Raw genomic sequence first — 16,633 nt, forward strand, 5'->3', positions numbered from 1 at the left:
CTGTGTTTATGAGGCGAAAAAAAAAGAGTGCCGCTTCTGCGGCACTCTTTTATCAACAGCATTTACATCTTAATGACGTCTAAAACAGTTTTCTTCTTATCTTTAAAGTCATACAAGGTAATGACACCCTCTTTCATATCGCCTTTATTGTCAAAGGCAATATTGCCAACCAAGCCATTCATCTTGGTATCTGGCATGGCAGCGAGAATCTTTGCTGGATCAGCAGAGTTTGCACGCTTCATTGAATCCACGAGGACATAAACAGCATCATAGGTAAATGGGGCATAGATCTGTACGTCAGCATTGAAACGCTCTTTATAACGCTTCTGGAAATCAGCGCCCTGTGCCATTTTGGACAAAGCCATACCAGCTTCTGAGCAAGTCACGTTGATCACAGCCTCACCAGCTAACTCTGCAAGCTTCTCTGTGCACATACCATCACCACCAACTACTTTGGCTTTGATACCCAGTTCTGCGGCTTGCTTAGTTAATGGGCCACCAGTAGCATCCATACCGCCATACATAATGACATCAGGTTTCTTGCCCTTTACTTTAGTCAGAATGGCCTTGAAATCTGTTGCCTTGTTGTTACTTGCTTCGCGAGTAACCACTTGAACACCAGCAGCTTTAATAGTTTTTTCAAACTCATCTGCTAAGCCTTTGCCATACTGAGTAGAGTCATCGATGATGGCGACAGTTTTGGCCTTTAAGGTATTAACAACATAATTAGCCAACGCTGGGCCTTGTTGCGCATCAGTTGCGACTAAACGATAAGTTGTTTTAAAGCCCTGCTTTGTAAAGTCAGGATTAGTTGCGGATGGAGAAACTTGGGTGATACCAGCATCACTGTAGATTTTGGAGGCTGGAATACTGGTTCCAGAATTCAGGTGGCCAACTACACCAACAACCTTAGCATCTACCAATTTCTGCGCAACTTGAGTGGCAGTCTTAGGATCTTCAGCATCATCCTCAGGCACTAAAGTTAATACAACTTTTTTACCATCAATTGTTAAGCCACTTTTATTGATCTCTTCAATCGCTAGGCGCGCACCATTTTCATTATCTTTACCTAAGTGGGCGATTGGGCCAGTCAAAGGGGCGACGTGCCCGATCTTCACTTCCACTCCATCGGTAGGAGTAGCAGCAGTCTTATCACCGCCCTTGCCGCAGCCAAACAAAATTAAGGTCGCTGCCGCTGCAATAGTACTTTTCATAAACATCGCTTTTGATACTTTTCTATTAATCATCTACAGCTCCTCTGATATGAATACTTCAGCCAACTAAATTTTTAGGTAGTGAGAATGTCACATCTTCCACTACGCCATCTAATGCACGAACTTGACGCGGTCCAAATTCCAGAATACGTGCCACGATCGATTGAGCCAAACTCTCTGGCGCAGATGCACCAGCAGTTAGGCCAATACGCTTTTTGCCAACAAACCACTCTGGCTTAAGTTGCTCAGGGGCGTCCACCATGTAAGAGGGAACGCCTAATTTTTCAGATAATTCACGCAAGCGATTGGAGTTTGAGCTCGCTGCACTTCCAACCACAATGACGACCTCCACTTGAGGTGCCATAAATTTCACAGCATCCTGACGATTCTGAGTGGCATAACAAATATCTTGCTTGCGTGGCTGAACAATGTTGGGAAATTTTTTGGTGAGGGCTTCGACAATTTCTTTAGTCTCATCGATGGATAAAGTTGTTTGTGTCACAAAAGCGATTTTTTCATTGTCTGCAAAGGATAAATCGGCAATATCGGCAACCTTCTCAATTAAGAAAAGCCCCTTCTCTACTTGCCCCATCGTTCCCTCAACCTCTGGGTGCCCCGCATGACCAATCATCAAAATAGTAAAACCATCTTTGGACATCTTCACTACCTCAAGATGGACTTTGGTCACCAATGGGCAAGTGGCGTCATACACCTGCAGGCCACGTGCTTGAGCATCTTTACGTACTTCTTGAGATACACCGTGAGCACTGAACACAACGATTCCGCCTTTAGGAACCTCTTGCAAGTCCTCTACAAACACTGCACCTTTTTCGCGCAATTCATTCACAACATATGCGTTGTGAACAATCTCGTGGCGTACATAAATAGGCGCACCGAAACGTGTCAGAGCTTCATTGACGATATTGATGGCACGATCCACGCCCGCACAAAAACCGCGGGGCTGCGCCATCAAAATTTCAGGGTTGTCTGGATTATTCATCTGTTAAAGAATAGCAACAATTTCTGCTTCAAAAGTAATAGGCCTGCCGGCCAAAGGATGATTGAAGTCAAACCATGCGCCCTCATCATCAATCGATTGCAAAACACCTGCATATTGTGCGCCGCCTGGTGCATTGAATTCAATTACATCGCCCGGATTAAATTCCACATCATCAGCGCGACCTTCTTTCAAGGCCTTCAAGGAAACCCATTGCACCAAATCTTCTTTACGCTCACCAAAACTTTCTTCCGGTGAAAGTAAGGCACTTTTTTTCTCACCCAAGCCAAGTCCTAGTAATACTTTTTCAAAACAGGGAGCAAATTGTCCAGAACCCATCAGAATCGTCGCAGGACGATCAACAAAAGTATTGATGTAGTCATCCCCATTAGGCAAAGTGAGCCGGTAGTTGAGGGTCAAGTAGGAATGGGGCAAAACAGTAAGCTGAGTCATAAGCTTATTGTATCTAGGCCTGCGCCCGCTGTGCACTCCCCAATTACGGGCTGGCCCAAACATGAGCAGCCTCGTGAAAAGCTCCGAATGGAAGGTGCTGCTGCGCTTTCTGATGCGGAACTTTTAGCTATTTTTTTGCGGGTTGGCGTCAAAGGCAAAACCGCAGTGGCCCTAGCCCAAGATCTCCTGCATCATTTTGGGAGCCTGCCCCGCCTGCTCGGATGCACCCGTGAAGAACTCACTTGTATCCATGGAATGGGGCTATCCAAATGGTCGCAAATCCAAGCTGCCTATGAGCTAGTAAAGCGCAGTCTTGAGGATGGGCTGGCTCAGGACTCTATTTTTTCCTCGCCTAGCCATGTTAGAGAGTTCTTGCAGGCCAAAATTGGTCGCCTGCCCCACGAGGTCTTCCTTTGCCTCTACCTAGACTCTCGCCTACATCTCATTGAATGCCAGGAGCTATTTAGGGGGTCTATAACCCACACCGCCGTCTACCCTCGAGAAATTCTGAAGGAGGCCCTCTCCAGAAATGCCAGCGCCCTGATCGTGGCGCATAACCACCCCAGCGGCAACCCCTTACCCAGCAATGCAGATCAAGATCTGACCAGAACCCTTCAAAATGTCCTGCAATTAGTTGACATTGCACTGCTAGACCACTGCATCGTCAGCGGCAGCGGTTTTTTCTCTTTTTCAGATGCTGGCCTTATGAGTATTGGCAAAAAATGATAGTAATTACTAACTTATATTGGATTTAAGGTCCTTTCTACCCAATTTCTCGAACAGAGCCCAAAACCAAAGCCATTTAGGACTAGCCCAAAATAGGCTGGGACTGATACAATCTTCTTTTTTCGCAATTAATGGAGTTATGTCATGGCAAAAGTTTGCCAAGTCACTGGGAAGAAGCCGATGGTTGGCAACAATGTATCCCATGCAAACAATAAAACGAAGCGTCGCTTTTTGCCGAATTTGCAAAACCGTCGTTTCTGGGTTGAATCTGAAAACCGTTGGATTAGCTTGCGCTTAACCAATGCTGGTTTGCGCGTTATCGACAAGAACGGCATCGATGCTGTGTTGTCTGATCTACGTGCACGTGGCGAAATTTAAGGAGCGCACAAATGGCTAAGGGCGGCAGAGAAAAAATCAAGTTAGAGTCATCAGCAGGTACTGGTCACTTCTACACAACTTCAAAAAACAAGCGTACTAAGCCTGAGAAAATGGAGATCATGAAGTTTGATCCAACCATTCGCAAGCACGTTGCTTACAAAGAAACAAAGCTGAAGTAAATTACTTCCAGCAAATAAAAAACCCGCTATGTGCGGGTTTTTTATTGCCTAGAAATTCTTGCCCGTGGTAGTTAAGCGTAGCGACGCAATCTCAGAGAGAACTCGCGCAAGCTCGTTAAGCCACTATCTTCAGCGCGCTGACACCAAGCGTGCAACTGTGCAACTAACTGCTCTCTAGTGGCGTTAGAGCGACCCCAGATAGCCTGTAGATCGCGACGCATCTCAATCATCTTACGTAGCTGTGCATTGCTTGCCATTAATTCCTCAAGCTTTGCTCGCTCCTGCTCGCTCAGACGTGACTCGTCTTTGGCCAACCAAGTGCGAGCATCACTTAAATGAGATGCAAGCACCTGCATATGTTGCGCTTCATTGCTAAAAAACTGACGTAATGTTTTGCTATAGCGCGCCATGATTTCATAACGATTTGCAATGATGGCTTCCAAGGTGTTCTGATCGGCAGGACGCAAATCGCTCAGCACTGGCTTGGGTGGGGTTTTCTTGACATTAGCCAAGCCCACTAGGCTCAGGATCTGAATGTACATCCAGCCAATATCAAACTCGTACCATTTGTTTGATAGCTTAGCGCTAGTAGCAAAGGTGTGGTGATTGTTGTGCAGCTCTTCGCCACCAATCAAAATTCCCCAGGGGATAATATTCGTAGCGGCATCTTCACAATCGAAATTACGATAACCCCAATAGTGACCAATACCGTTAATCACGCCGGCTGCAGTAATAGGAATCCACAACATTTGGACAGCCCAAACCGTGAGACCAAGACCTCCAAATAAAAATACATCGATGATGAGCATGATGGCAACACCCTGCCAAGAAAACTTGGAGTAAACATTGCGCTCAAGCCAATCATTAGGAGTGCCATGGCCGAACTTTTCCATCGTCTCTTGGTTTTTGGCTTCATTTTTGTAAAGCTCAGCACCACGAGAAAGTACAGTACCAATTCCTAAAATTTGTGGGCTATGTGGATCATCTACTGTCTCGCATTTAGCATGGTGCTTACGATGAATTGAGGCCCACTCCTTGGTAACCATGCCTGTGGTCAGCCAGAGCCAAAAACGGAAGAAATGAGAAACAATCGGGTGCAAATCCAAGGCCCGATGCGCTTGGCAACGATGCAAGTAGATGGTGACCGCCGCGATCGTGATGTGGGTGGCTACCAAAGTAAAAATGGTAATTTGCCACCAGGACCAATCAAGGTAACCATTGGCTAGCCAATGAAGAAATAAATCAAAACCTGAGCTTGAAGCTGTATTCAAAAGTGCATCCCTAAAGAGGTCTAAACCTCTATTTTAGTTCTTTCACAGCCTTTTTGGTTTTGACTTGTGCCTCTTTTTCTATTGCTTTTTCAGAATTTGGAGCTGGGGCAGCAGCCTTCTTTTGGAAAACAGCACCAAAAAAGCCATCTGTTCCATGAATATGAGGCCAAAGCTGCCACCAAGGGTTATCTGGACTACACCCTAAAGGAAGTTTGTCATTTGGAAAGAGTGGCTTTAGGGCTTGTGCGGCAGGCACCACCTCAAATTGAGGGTGCTTTGCCAGAAAATCCTCTGCAATTGCTTGATTTTCTTGAGGCAAAAGACTGCAAGTGGCATAAACCAAGCGGCCGCCTGGTTTTAATAAACGGGCAGCAGAAGCCAAAATATTCATTTGCTTTTGATTGAGTTCTAGAACCCCTGTTGGGGTTTGGCGCCATTTGAGGTCTGGATTACGTCTCAGGGTACCCATTCCACTGCAAGGGGCATCTACTAGAACACGATCGATCTTTCCAGCCAAGCGTTTGATCTTAGCGTCGTTCTCACTATCGATCCATACGGGATGAACGTTAGAGAGGCCGCTGCGGGCTTGCCGTGGCTTTAAGTTAGCTAAGCGACGCTCAGATGTATCAAATGCATAGAGGCGCCCTGTAGAGCGCATCAAAGCTCCAATCGCCAAAGTTTTGCCACCTGCTCCAGCACAAAAGTCGACAACCATCTCGCCACGTTTAGGCGCGAGAAGATAGGCAAGAAGCTGACTACCTTCATCCTGTACTTCAAACATACCTGCTTTAAATCCAGCCGTATTTTGCAAAGCAGGCTTGCCCATAATGCGCACACCATCTGGTGCATATGGAGTTGGGATTGCTTGATAGCGACCACCCAATGCATTCATCTGCACGAGTAATTCTTCGCGATTGGTCTTCATGGTGTTTGCACGCAAATCTAATAGCGCTGGGTGCATTAATGATTTGGCTAGCTCTTCGCGTGTTTCTTCACCAGGATATTTTCCAAACGCATCCCATAACCACTCCGGCAAATTATTACGAACGAGAGAATTTAATGCGCTAGGATCTACCGTAGCAAAACGTTGTAGCCATTCATACTCACCAGGCTTTAGCACGTGTGCCAAATCCGCAATAGCACTCTCTGCACGATTCGCAGAGCCGAGCCCACCCTCAGACAGAGCGGACAGCAAACCCAATAGGGCTAGGCGTCTGGCCTGAGAGCCTTCGCCACTGGAAGCAAATTGTGAGAATTCATTTTTACGACGCAAGATTGCAAAAGCACTCTCTGCAATCAGAGCACGATCTCGATTTCCGAGTTGCGGCTCGGCGCGAAAATAGCGGCTTACAACACGATCAGATGGCTGTTCAAAGCTTAGTAGTTCGGGTAAGAGCCTTTCCAGATGAAGCGCATGCTGAGGCAATGCCTTGGCATTAGAAAAATTCTTCTGACCTTCGGGTGCAATTAAGTTTCCGCTTGCATTGCGTCGCTCTGGGCGGCGCTGTGGATCATTCGATTTAGCAGCGTAACTTTTATGTGGGGCAAGTCTGTTTCCAGATTTACGGGGTGGACGTTCTGCACTCATAATTTGAAAAATTGCGGCTCTTGGGGTTGAAGCTTCACTTGATTACCTTCTATTCGCAATCGTCCATCGAGGAACCATTTTACGGCCCGCGGGTAAATCTGATGCTCAGCCACTAAAACACGGGCTGCCAAGGTATCAGCATCGTCGCCTTCGCGGACTGGAACGGAAGCTTGGCAAATAATCGGCCCCTCATCTACGCCCTCAGTGACAAAGTGCACGGTGGCACCATGCTCCTGAACGCCAGCCTCTAAAGCCCGTTCATGGGTATGTAAACCAGGAAATGCTGGCAAGAGGGCTGGATGAATATTAATGAGGCGACCCTCAAAATGACGTATGAAGCCTGGGGTCAGAATTCTCATAAAACCCGCCAGAACGACTAAATCAGCCCCTAATTCGTCTATTTTCTCGATTAGGGCTTCATCAAAGGATTCTCGAGTGGCATGCTCTTTATGCTCCACAACGACGGCTGGAATACCCTCCGTGCGAGCAAATTCAAGGCCCCTAGCCGCAGAGTGATTGGCTATCACCCCAGCAAATTTGACTGGCCACCGCTCTTTTTGAGCAGTTTTGACGATAGCCTCGAAATTGGATCCGCGGCCTGAGATTAAGGTAACGATAGAAAGCATGCCCACAATATAATTGATGGCTACCCTGAAAGCGATTTTGTGAACGTATTCCGTGGCCCGACCCAGTTTTCTGCAGGACCTGCTTGTGCCCTTAGCATCGGTAATTTCGATGGCGTGCACAGGGGTCATCGCGCCCTACTAAAACAGCTTGTTGATGGCGCCAAAGAACGAGGCTTAGTGAGCTGCGTCATGACCTTTGAGCCACACCCTAAAGAATTCTTCTCACCAGAACAAGCTCCACCTCGTATTCTGAATCTACGCGACAAACTGGCAGCATTAGCACAGCTTGGAATTGATCAGGTGGTAGTGGAGCATTTCAATGCCGCTTTTGCACGGCTTACACCAGATGAGTTCGTCTCTGAAATTATTGTTAAGCGCCTAAATGCCAAATGGATTTTGATTGGTGATGATTTTTGCTATGGGGCAAAGCGCGCTGGTAATTTTTCGAGTCTCAAGGCTGCCGGTGAAAAATATGGCTTTGAAGTTTCTAGTATTCAAACTATCTCAGAAGATGGTGAACGTATTTCTAGTTCTGCTTTAAGGGCAGCACTTGGTAGTGGTGATATGAACCTAGCCGAAAAATTATTAGGTCGCCCTTATGGAATTTCTGGCCATGTCATTCATGGTCAGCAATTAGGCCGCAAACTTGGCTTCCCTACTTTAAATCTTGCAGTTGCCAACCACTTGCATCACCGTAAGCCAGCAACTACTGGAATCTTTACTGCGCAGGTATTAGGTCTTAGCGATAAACCCCTGCCAGCTGTAGCCAGCCTGGGAGTCAGACCAACAGTCGAAGATGAGGGACGCGTCTTGCTTGAGACACACATCTTTGATTACCAACAAGATGTCTACGGAAAAATTATTACCGTAGAGCTCTTAGAAAAAATTCGTGACGAGGCAAAGTATGATGACCTCGATGCACTCACAAAAGCAATCGCAGCAGATGCAAAGCACGCCAGAAATTATTTCCAGAAAAAAACTTATGTCTGAAAAAGAAAACTCTTACCCCGTCAATCTTCTCGATACCGCGTTTCCAATGCGGGGAGACCTAGCCAAGCGCGAACCACAATGGGTTGCTCAGTGGCAAAAAAATAAGCTTTACGAAAAAATTCGTGCGGCACACGCCAACCAAACGAAATTCATTTTGCACGATGGTCCTCCATATGCGAACGGTGATATTCATATTGGACATGCAGTAAACAAGATTCTAAAAGACATCATCGTCAAATCCCGTTGGTTAATGGGCTTTGACTCTGCCTATGTGCCGGGCTGGGATTGCCACGGTATGCCGATTGAGATTCAGATTGAAAAGCAGTTTGGTAAAAACTTGCCGACTGCTGAAGTCCAATCCAAGGCGCGCGCCTATGCACAAGTACAAGTAGATAAGCAGAAAAAAGACTTTGAGCGCTTAGGTGTACTCGGAGACTGGAACAACCCTTATCTCACTATGAGCTACCGTAATGAGGCCGATGAAATACGTGCTCTAGGCAAGATTTGGGAAAAAGGCTACGTCTTTCGTGGCCTAAAGCCCGTGAACTGGTGCTTTGATTGCGGCTCTGCTCTGGCGGAAGCTGAAGTCGAATACCAAGACAAGACTGATCCAACCGTGGATGTCGGCTTTGCATTTGATGAAGCCCAGCGTCCACAGCTTGCCAAAGCTTTTGGACTCTCAGAACTTCCAAACAAGCCTGGTCAGATTGTGATTTGGACCACTACACCCTGGACCATTCCTGCAAATCAGGCCATGAATGTTCATCCTGAGCTAACTTATGCCTTAGTTGATGTCGGTGATAAGTTATTAATTCTGGCAAAAGATCGTGTTGAAACTTGCTTACAAGACTATGGCCTCGAAGGTAAAGTAATTGCAACTTGTGCTGGCACTCAATTAGCAAACATTTCCTTCTGGCATCCACTTGCGCCATTGCATGATGGCTACAAACGTCTCTCGCCAATCTACCCAGCTGAATACGTCACTCTGGATACTGGCACCGGCATTGTTCACTCTGCACCTGCTTATGGTGAGGAGGACTTTAAGTCCTGCAAAGCAAACAAACTAGCTGACAACGATATTCTGAATCCAGTCATGGGTAATGGTGTGTACGCATCATGGTTACCGCTCTTTGCTAACGAGTACATCTGGAAAGCTAATCCAAAAATCGTTGAAGCAATGCGTGAAGCTGGCAGCTTGCTTCGCGATAAAACCTACACACACTCTTACATGCACTGCTGGCGCCACAAGTCGCCGATTATCTATCGCGCTACTTCGCAGTGGTTTGCAAGTATGGATAAAAAGCCTTCAGATGGCAAAGCGAGCTTACGTGAAACAGCATTAGCCGGTATTGAGAACACTGACTTCTTCCCTGCTTGGGGTAAACAACGTCTACACAGCATGATTGCTAATCGTCCTGACTGGACCTTGTCACGTCAGCGCCAATGGGGGGTACCAATGGCTTTCTTTATTCATAAAGAAAGTGGTGAGCCTCATCCGCGAACTGTTGAGTTACTTGAAGAAGTTGCCAAGCGCGTAGAAAAAGATGGCATTGAAGCTTGGCAGAAATTAGAAGTTTCTGAGCTACTAGGTGATGAAGCCTCCCAATATGAAAAAAACCGTGACACGCTAGACGTTTGGTTTGATTCAGGGACAACCCATTGGCATGTGATTCGTGGTTCACATCGCAATGAATTGCTTACTGCAGATGCCCAAACTCTAAATGGCCGCTTGGCTGATTTATACCTAGAAGGCTCAGATCAGCATCGTGGCTGGTTCCACTCCTCATTGCTGACTGGCGCAATGCTCGATGGCAAGCCACCCTACAAAGCGCTCCTAACTCACGGCTTCACAGTTGATGGTCAAGGTCGCAAGATGAGTAAGTCTGTTGGTAATGTGATTGCTCCACAGCAAGTTGCCGACAAACTCGGCGCTGAAATTATTCGTCTTTGGGTAGCTTCTACAGATTACTCAGGTGAAATGACGATCTCGGATGAGATTCTCAAGCGCGTTACCGAAAGTTATCGCCGTATTCGTAATACCTTGCGCTTCTTGCTGGCCAATCTTTCTGATTTTGATCCAAGCCAGCATGCCATGCCTGCTGATCAATGGCTAGAAATCGATCGCTATGCTGTCGCACTAGCAAATCAAATCCAAACTGATGTTCAGGCGCATTACAAGGCCTATGAATTTCATCCAGCGGTGGCGCGGATGCTGTCATTTTGCTCAGAAGATTTAGGTGGATTCTATTTAGACATTCTGAAAGATCGCCTCTACACCAGCGCACCTGATTCACCGGACCGTCGTGCAGCTCAAAATGCTTTATTTCATATCACCCAAAATCTTTTGAAGTGGCTTGCGCCCTTCCTCTCCTTTACTGCAGAAGAAGCATGGCAGGACTTTCCACATGGCTCGGGAAATAAACCTTCTGAGTCAATCTTCATGCAAGAGTTTGGCACCTTCCCAGAAATTAGCAAAGCAGATGAATTGCTTGCTAAATGGAGCCGTATTCGTGAAATTCGCTCTGAAGTCACTAAGGCAATTGAGATTGAACGTGAAGCCGGTAATGTCGGCTCATCTCTGCAGGCCGAACTTACGATTAAGATCGGTGATATTGACTTTGCCATCTTGCATTCACTAGAAGATGATTTACGCTTTGTCACCATTACCTCTAGCGCCAATATTGAACTCAGCAATGATGGCTTAGAGGTCTTAGTCCGTGGCAGCCAATATAAGAAGTGCGGTCGTTGCTGGCATCACACCCAGGATGTTGGTAGCAATGCAGACCACTCTGAACTCTGTGGTCGCTGTATTAGCAATCTTTTTGGTGATGGTAATCACCGCTTGTTTGCTTAAAAGATCCATTCGATGAGTATTTCATTTCTACGCTCTCTGGCAATCGCAACGATCATCTTGCTCTTAGATCAACTGAGCAAGTGGTCAGCATTAAGCAATTTGCAGTTAGGTATTCCAGAACCAGTTCTTCCTTTTATGAATTGGCTATTGCTCTTTAACCCTGGGGCAGCATTTTCTTTTCTAGCCCAAAGCTCTGGATGGCAGCGTTGGTTCTTTACGATCGTAGGTCTAGTAGCCTGTATCTATATTATTTGGCTCCTTCGTAAAAGCCAAAACGATAAAATGCTTTGTATCGCTCTCAGCCTGATTCTAGGGGGCGCTCTGGGGAATGTATTAGATCGAATCATGTACGGCGCTGTCGTTGATTTTATCGACCTTCATTACGCTAACTGGCATTGGCCAGCATTCAATATTGCTGATAGCGCTATTTGTATTGGTGCAGCCCTGATTATTTGGGGTGAATTGCGTAAGTCATTTGGCAAATCTGCCCAATCCCATTAAGCTGGCGCTATGCAATCACTTTTAAATAAGAAAATCGTGCTCGGGATCTCTGGTGGTATTGCTGCTTATAAGACCCCTGAGCTTGCACGCCAATTGATGCAAGAAGGCGCTTCTGTTCAGGTGGTGATGACTGAAGCTGCAACACAATTTGTAACACCCGTCACGATGCAAGCGCTCACAGGCAATCCTGTCTTCACTAGTCAGTGGGATAGTAGTGTTAGCAACAATATGGCTCACATAGAGCTCTCCCGTTCTGCTGACGCTATCGTCATTGCACCTGCTAGCGCTGACTTGATGGCTAAGCTCTCCCTAGGCTTAGCTGATGACTTACTCAGCACACTGTGTCTTGCCCGAGATTGCCCTCTCTTACTTGCACCAGCAATGAATAAACAAATGTGGGAGCACGCTGCAACCCAAAGAAGTGTGGAGCGCCTCAATAAAGATGGAGTTGTCTTTCTTGGTCCAACCAGCGGCTTTCAGGCGTGTGGTGAAGTAGGTATGGGCAGAATGCTAGAGCCTTTTGAAATCGCGGAGCAAGTCATTGCTTTCTTTCAAAAGAAAACTTTGACGGGTAAAAAAGTATTGATTACTGCTGGCCCTACCTTTGAGGCAATCGATCCAGTGCGCGGCATCACTAATCACAGCTCAGGCAAGATGGGCTTTGCTATCGCGCGTGCAGCTGTTGAGGCAGGCGCCCAAGTACACCTCATTGCAGGCCCCTGTGACTTAACAACTCCACTGGAAGCGACCGGAAAAATTACTCGCAGCAATGTGAGAAGCGCAAAAGAAATGCATGCGGCAACATTAAATGGCTCTGATTGCGATATCTTCTTTGCAGTTGCCGCAGTGGCTGATTGGGGTATTGCAAAGCCTGCTCAAGAAAAGATCAAGCGCCAAGACAAATCAGCTCCCAGCATTGAATTTATTGCGAACCCAGACATTCTTTTAGATGTCGCTAAAACTGTAAAAATGAAAGCTGGCAAACCTCACCCATACTGTGTAGGTTTTGCAGCAGAATCTAGCGATTTAGAAAAACATGTCCAAGAAAAACGTAAGCGCAAGGGCATTCCAATGGTTGTCGGCAATATCGGGCCGGAAACATTTGGTAGCGATCTCAATCAATTACTTGTCATCGATGAAACTGGTAGCAAGAAAATCGCTAAAGCCCAAAAACTTCAACTTGCTCGTCAACTCATTGCGCTTGTCGCCAAGAAAATTTAAATACCCTCGCTACCCGCTTTAGGAAATTCTATGCAATCACTCCAAGTCAAAATTCTCGATGAACGTATGCGCGACCAATTGCCGACTTATGGCACACCAGGTAGTGCTGGACTAGACTTACGCGCTTGCATTGATGAAATGATCGAGATAGCACCAGGTCAAACCGTCCTAGTGCCAACAGGCTTAGCTATCTTTGTTGAAGATCCGCGTTATGCTGCATTTATTCTTCCACGCTCAGGCCTTGGCCATAAGCATGGAATAGTCTTAGGAAATTTAGTTGGCTTAATCGACTCCGATTACCAAGGTCAGTTGATGGTAAGCACCTGGAATCGCGGTGCAACGCCATTTAAGCTAGAGCCTATGGAGCGCTTAGCTCAACTAGTAGTGATGCCAGTCCAGCAAGTACAGCTCAAAGTGGTTGAAGAGTTTACTGAGAGCAGTCGTGGTGCTGGAGGCTTTGGAAGTACCGGGCGAGCTTGATACAAGCTTCAATAAAAAAGCCACCCTTAGGTGGCTTTTTTATTTCACAAATCCAGACTGAGATTTATTTGCGAATATGCGCGTGACGGGCAGCATCCTGTGACATACCTGCGCCCTTACCCTCGCGGGATTCTTTTTCAGCAGAAATTTCTTTGCGGCGCTCTTTACAAGAGCCTGCAATTTCTTGCAGGGCTTTGCGAGCGCGGGTAGCAGATGCTTTAATGCCTTTGCCTTCGAACTTTTCATGCTCAGCCTTGTAAGCCTCAAAAGCGTCCAGTAATTTATCGTGGTGTGACATATTTTCCTTTAAGACTGCTATTGGTTAAATTTCTTCTGCAGGAGCTACATCTTTTTTCGATGCCTTACCAGGCAATACAGGGGCATCAAAGTTCAACTGCACCTTACCATCTTCATCTATATCAACATCCACATGTCCGCCTTGGGCTAACTTACCAAAGAGTAATTCATCAGCAAGCGCTTTGCGTACTGTGTCTTGAATAATGCGCTGCATTGGACGAGCACCCATCAATGGATCAAATCCATGCTTAGCTAAATGAGCACGTAATTTAGAGCTAAAGGTAGCGTCGACTTTCTTCTCATGTAATTGCTCCTCTAGTTGCATTAAGAATTTATCAACCACCCGCATGATGATGGTCTCATCAAGCGCTTTAAAGGAAACAATAGCATCTAAGCGATTGCGGAACTCTGGTGTAAAAAACTTCTTAATATCGGCCATCTCATCACCAGACTCGCGGACATTAGTGAAGCCCATAATGGACTTCTGCATTGCTTCTGCACCAGCGTTAGTAGTCATAATGATGATGACATTACGGAAGTCAGTCTTTCGACCATTGTTATCCGTCAAAGTGCCATGATCCATCACTTGCAGCAGAATATTAAAGATATCCGGATGGGCTTTTTCTACTTCATCAAGCAACAGCACGCAATGGGGTTTCTTGTTGACAGCCTCAGTGAGTAAACCACCCTGATCAAATCCTACATATCCTGGAGGTGCACCAATCAAACGGCTAACCGCATGACGCTCCATGTATTCGGACATATCAAAACGCAGCAGCTCAATACCTAAAATATAAGCGAGCTGTTTTGCGACCTCTGTCTTACCAACACCAGTTGGGCCGGAAAATAGGAATGAGCCAATTGGCCTATCAATCTTCCCAAGACCAGCACGTGTCATCTTAATGGCGCTAGCCAAGGCTTCAATCGCAGGATCCTGACCAAAGACCACGCTCTTAATGTCGCGATCTAATGTCTGTAATTTACTACGATCATCTACAGTCACCGACTGCGGCGGTATGCGAGCAATCTTAGCAACAATCTCTTCGATCTCTGGACGTCCAATCGTTTTCTTCTGCTTGGACTTGGGCAAAATGCGTTGCGCAGCGCCAGCCTCATCAATGACATCGATTGCCTTATCTGGCAAATGACGATCATTAATGTACCGAGCAGAGAGCTCAGCAGCAGCTACCAATGCGCCGGCTGCATACTTCACGCTATGGTGCTCTTCAAAGCGAGATTTGAGGCCGCGCAAAATTTGTACTGTCTGATCTACCGTTGGCTCAACCACATCAACCTTTTGGAAGCGGCGAGATAGGGCTGCGTCTTTTTCAAAGATGCCACGGTACTCTGTAAAGGTAGTTGCACCAATACATTTGAGTTGACCATTTGAGAGAGCAGGCTTCAATAAATTACTTGCATCTAATGTTCCACCAGATGCTGCACCCGCACCAATCAAAGTATGAATCTCATCAATGAACAAAACACCATGGGTGTGATCTTTTAAAGACTTCAAAACACTCTTTAGGCGTTGCTCAAAATCGCCGCGGTATTTAGTGCCCGCAAGTAAAGCGCCCATATCTAAGGAATAGACAGTCGCATTAGCCAAGATGTCAGGAACATCGCCCTTCACAATCCGCCAAGCTAAGCCCTCTGCAATCGCAGTTTTACCGACACCAGCCTCACCAACTAACAGTGGGTTGTTCTTGCGACGACGGCAAAGCACCTGAATCACCCGCTCTACTTCGCTATCACGCCCGATGAGTGGATCAATCTTGCCCTGACGAGCCAAAACATTCAGATTTTGGGTGTACTGATCTAGGGGACTCTCTTTTCCGGATGAAGCAGATTCTTCTGTTTCTTGGGTTGTATCAGCAGGTTTCACATTCTCAGCCTGATCTTTGCGAACACCATGACTAATGAAATTCACTACATCCAAGCGCGTCACGCCTTGCTGTTGCAGGAAGTACACCGCATGCGAATCTTTTTCACCAAAGATAGCAACCAAAACATTGGCACCAGTGACTTCTTTCTTACCATTTGAAGTAGATTGAACATGCATGATGGCACGTTGAATCACTCGCTGAAATCCAAGCGTAGGTTGTGTATCAACCTCATCGTTACCAGGTACAACTGGTGTGTTGTCATTGATGAAGTTTTTAAGTTGGGTTCGAAGCTCGGCGATATTGACCGCACATGCCTTAAGAACCTCAACTGCTGTCGCATTGTCTAGCAATGCAGCCAACAAATGCTCGACCGTAATGAACTCGTGTCGTGATGCCCTTGCGTCAACAAACGCCATATGCAAACTAACTTCTAATTCTTGGGCAATCATGCTTCCTCCATAGTGCACTGTAGTGGGTGACCCGCTTCACGGGATAATTCAACAACTTGATGCACTTTAGTGGCAGCAACATCGCGAGTGAATACCCCGCAAACACCTTTGCCAACTAAATGAACTTGCAACATGATGCGTGTAGCTGTTTCATGATCTCTACTAAAATACTCCTGAATCACCATCACCACAAATTCCATTGGCGTGTAATCGTCATTCAATAGTAAAACTTTATACATCGATGGCGCCTTAGCTTTCTCGGCCTGCTTTTCGAGAAGAATAGTGTCCTCAATGTAGGGATTGGCTGGTACGCCAGTAGTGGTATTTTTTGGTGTGCGGCTCATAAGAAACATTCTAAACACAGATATTCAAACTTTAATTTACTGGGGTCTTGTTGTTAAAAAACCTGCAAAAACCCCTATTTTCCTATATTGGGGCATTTTTCGATAAATAAAGGGTATTTACTAGGGGGTAAGTAGATATAACTCCTTGACACCCCTACAAAAAGGGCAAACAATCGGGGGGT

General features: G+C 46.3%; 17 protein-coding genes. 8 read left to right on the forward strand and 9 right to left on the reverse strand.

Going from position 1 to position 16,633, the window contains the following annotated elements; translation table 11 throughout:
- Nucleotides 1-62 precede the first annotated feature (62 nt).
- Genes CBI31_RS04680 through CBI31_RS04690 form a run of 3 tightly spaced genes read right to left on the reverse strand, consistent with a single transcriptional unit; the run spans nucleotide 63 to nucleotide 2,664 of the window.
- A complete protein-coding gene (locus CBI31_RS04680; protein ID WP_088525863.1) occupies nucleotides 63-1,220 on the reverse strand; it encodes a branched-chain amino acid ABC transporter substrate-binding protein in 1,158 nt (385 codons plus the stop codon).
- Nucleotides 1,221-1,272: 52 nt separating this feature from the next.
- Complete coding sequence (gene ispH / locus CBI31_RS04685; protein ID WP_088525253.1) at nucleotides 1,273-2,214, reverse strand: 4-hydroxy-3-methylbut-2-enyl diphosphate reductase; 942 nt, start codon at nucleotides 2,212-2,214, stop codon at nucleotides 1,273-1,275.
- A 3-nt stretch (nucleotides 2,215-2,217) separates the two neighbouring features.
- Nucleotides 2,218-2,664 (reverse strand): FKBP-type peptidyl-prolyl cis-trans isomerase, encoded by a 447-nt coding sequence (locus CBI31_RS04690; protein ID WP_088525254.1) that lies wholly within the window; start codon nucleotides 2,662-2,664, stop codon nucleotides 2,218-2,220.
- A gap of 30 nt (nucleotides 2,665-2,694) precedes the next feature.
- Here CBI31_RS04690 and radC point away from each other — a divergent pair, with 30 nt between their 5' ends.
- From radC to rpmG, 3 genes are all read left to right on the forward strand, one after another.
- A complete protein-coding gene (gene radC / locus CBI31_RS04695; RefSeq protein WP_276207124.1) occupies nucleotides 2,695-3,390 on the forward strand; it encodes a RadC family protein in 696 nt (231 codons plus the stop codon).
- Between the two features lie 144 nt (nucleotides 3,391-3,534).
- Nucleotides 3,535-3,768, forward strand: a complete 234-nt coding sequence (gene rpmB, locus CBI31_RS04700) for a 50S ribosomal protein L28 (RefSeq protein WP_011903570.1) — start codon at nucleotides 3,535-3,537, stop codon at nucleotides 3,766-3,768.
- An 11-nt stretch (nucleotides 3,769-3,779) separates the two neighbouring features.
- Nucleotides 3,780-3,947, forward strand: a complete 168-nt coding sequence (rpmG, locus tag CBI31_RS04705) for a 50S ribosomal protein L33 (protein ID WP_015421876.1) — start codon at nucleotides 3,780-3,782, stop codon at nucleotides 3,945-3,947.
- 71 nt (nucleotides 3,948-4,018) lie between these two features.
- On the opposite strand, the gene CBI31_RS04710 is transcribed toward rpmG, so the two are convergent.
- The 3 genes from CBI31_RS04710 to purN are packed head-to-tail and all read right to left on the reverse strand — an operon-like array spanning nucleotide 4,019 to nucleotide 7,432.
- The gene (locus CBI31_RS04710) at nucleotides 4,019-5,218 is read right to left on the reverse strand and encodes a DesA family fatty acid desaturase (protein WP_088525256.1); all 1,200 of its coding nucleotides are present in this window, start codon (nucleotides 5,216-5,218) and stop codon (nucleotides 4,019-4,021) included.
- 28 nt (nucleotides 5,219-5,246) lie between these two features.
- Nucleotides 5,247-6,806: an RsmB/NOP family class I SAM-dependent RNA methyltransferase gene (locus tag CBI31_RS04715; RefSeq protein ID WP_088525257.1), complete on the reverse strand. Its 1,560-nt coding sequence runs from the start codon at nucleotides 6,804-6,806 to the stop codon at nucleotides 5,247-5,249.
- Nucleotides 6,803-7,432, reverse strand: a complete 630-nt coding sequence (gene purN / locus CBI31_RS04720; protein WP_088525258.1) for a phosphoribosylglycinamide formyltransferase — start codon at nucleotides 7,430-7,432, stop codon at nucleotides 6,803-6,805. Before purN ends, CBI31_RS04715 begins: the two co-directional genes overlap by 4 nt.
- A 39-nt stretch (nucleotides 7,433-7,471) precedes the next feature.
- Here purN and CBI31_RS04725 point away from each other — a divergent pair, with 39 nt between their 5' ends.
- Genes CBI31_RS04725 through dut form a run of 5 tightly spaced genes read left to right on the forward strand, consistent with a single transcriptional unit; the run spans nucleotide 7,472 to nucleotide 13,478 of the window.
- Nucleotides 7,472-8,422: a bifunctional riboflavin kinase/FAD synthetase gene (locus CBI31_RS04725; RefSeq protein ID WP_088525259.1), complete on the forward strand. Its 951-nt coding sequence runs from the start codon at nucleotides 7,472-7,474 to the stop codon at nucleotides 8,420-8,422.
- Nucleotides 8,397-11,276, forward strand: a complete 2,880-nt coding sequence (gene ileS, locus CBI31_RS04730; protein ID WP_420812074.1) for an isoleucine--tRNA ligase — start codon at nucleotides 8,397-8,399, stop codon at nucleotides 11,274-11,276. Before CBI31_RS04725 ends, ileS begins: the two co-directional genes overlap by 26 nt.
- Before the next feature lie 12 nt (nucleotides 11,277-11,288).
- Entirely contained in the window at nucleotides 11,289-11,777 is a 489-nt protein-coding gene (gene lspA / locus CBI31_RS04735; RefSeq protein ID WP_088525261.1) for a signal peptidase II, read from the forward strand.
- 9 nt (nucleotides 11,778-11,786) lie between these two features.
- Entirely contained in the window at nucleotides 11,787-12,998 is a 1,212-nt protein-coding gene (gene coaBC, locus CBI31_RS04740) for a bifunctional phosphopantothenoylcysteine decarboxylase/phosphopantothenate--cysteine ligase CoaBC (protein WP_088525262.1), read from the forward strand.
- 30 nt (nucleotides 12,999-13,028) lie between these two features.
- A complete protein-coding gene (dut, locus tag CBI31_RS04745) occupies nucleotides 13,029-13,478 on the forward strand; it encodes a dUTP diphosphatase (RefSeq protein ID WP_088525263.1) in 450 nt (149 codons plus the stop codon).
- Nucleotides 13,479-13,542: 64 nt separating this feature from the next.
- Here the strand turns inward: dut and CBI31_RS04750 are convergent, their stop codons facing one another.
- From CBI31_RS04750 to clpS, 3 genes are read right to left on the reverse strand one after another with little or no spacing between them, the layout of a single operon-like run.
- On the reverse strand, nucleotides 13,543-13,776 hold the full coding sequence (locus tag CBI31_RS04750; RefSeq protein WP_088525264.1) for a hypothetical protein: 234 nt from the start codon (nucleotides 13,774-13,776) through the stop codon (nucleotides 13,543-13,545).
- A 24-nt stretch (nucleotides 13,777-13,800) separates the two neighbouring features.
- Entirely contained in the window at nucleotides 13,801-16,107 is a 2,307-nt protein-coding gene (gene clpA / locus CBI31_RS04755) for an ATP-dependent Clp protease ATP-binding subunit ClpA (RefSeq protein WP_088525265.1), read from the reverse strand.
- On the reverse strand, nucleotides 16,104-16,460 hold the full coding sequence (gene clpS, locus CBI31_RS04760) for an ATP-dependent Clp protease adapter ClpS (protein ID WP_088525266.1): 357 nt from the start codon (nucleotides 16,458-16,460) through the stop codon (nucleotides 16,104-16,106). Before clpS ends, clpA begins: the two co-directional genes overlap by 4 nt.
- Nucleotides 16,461-16,633: the final 173 nt, after the last annotated feature.

Origin of the sequence: Polynucleobacter campilacus (genome assembly GCF_002206625.1) — a bacterium.
Lineage (GTDB): Bacteria > Pseudomonadota > Gammaproteobacteria > Burkholderiales > Burkholderiaceae > Polynucleobacter > Polynucleobacter campilacus.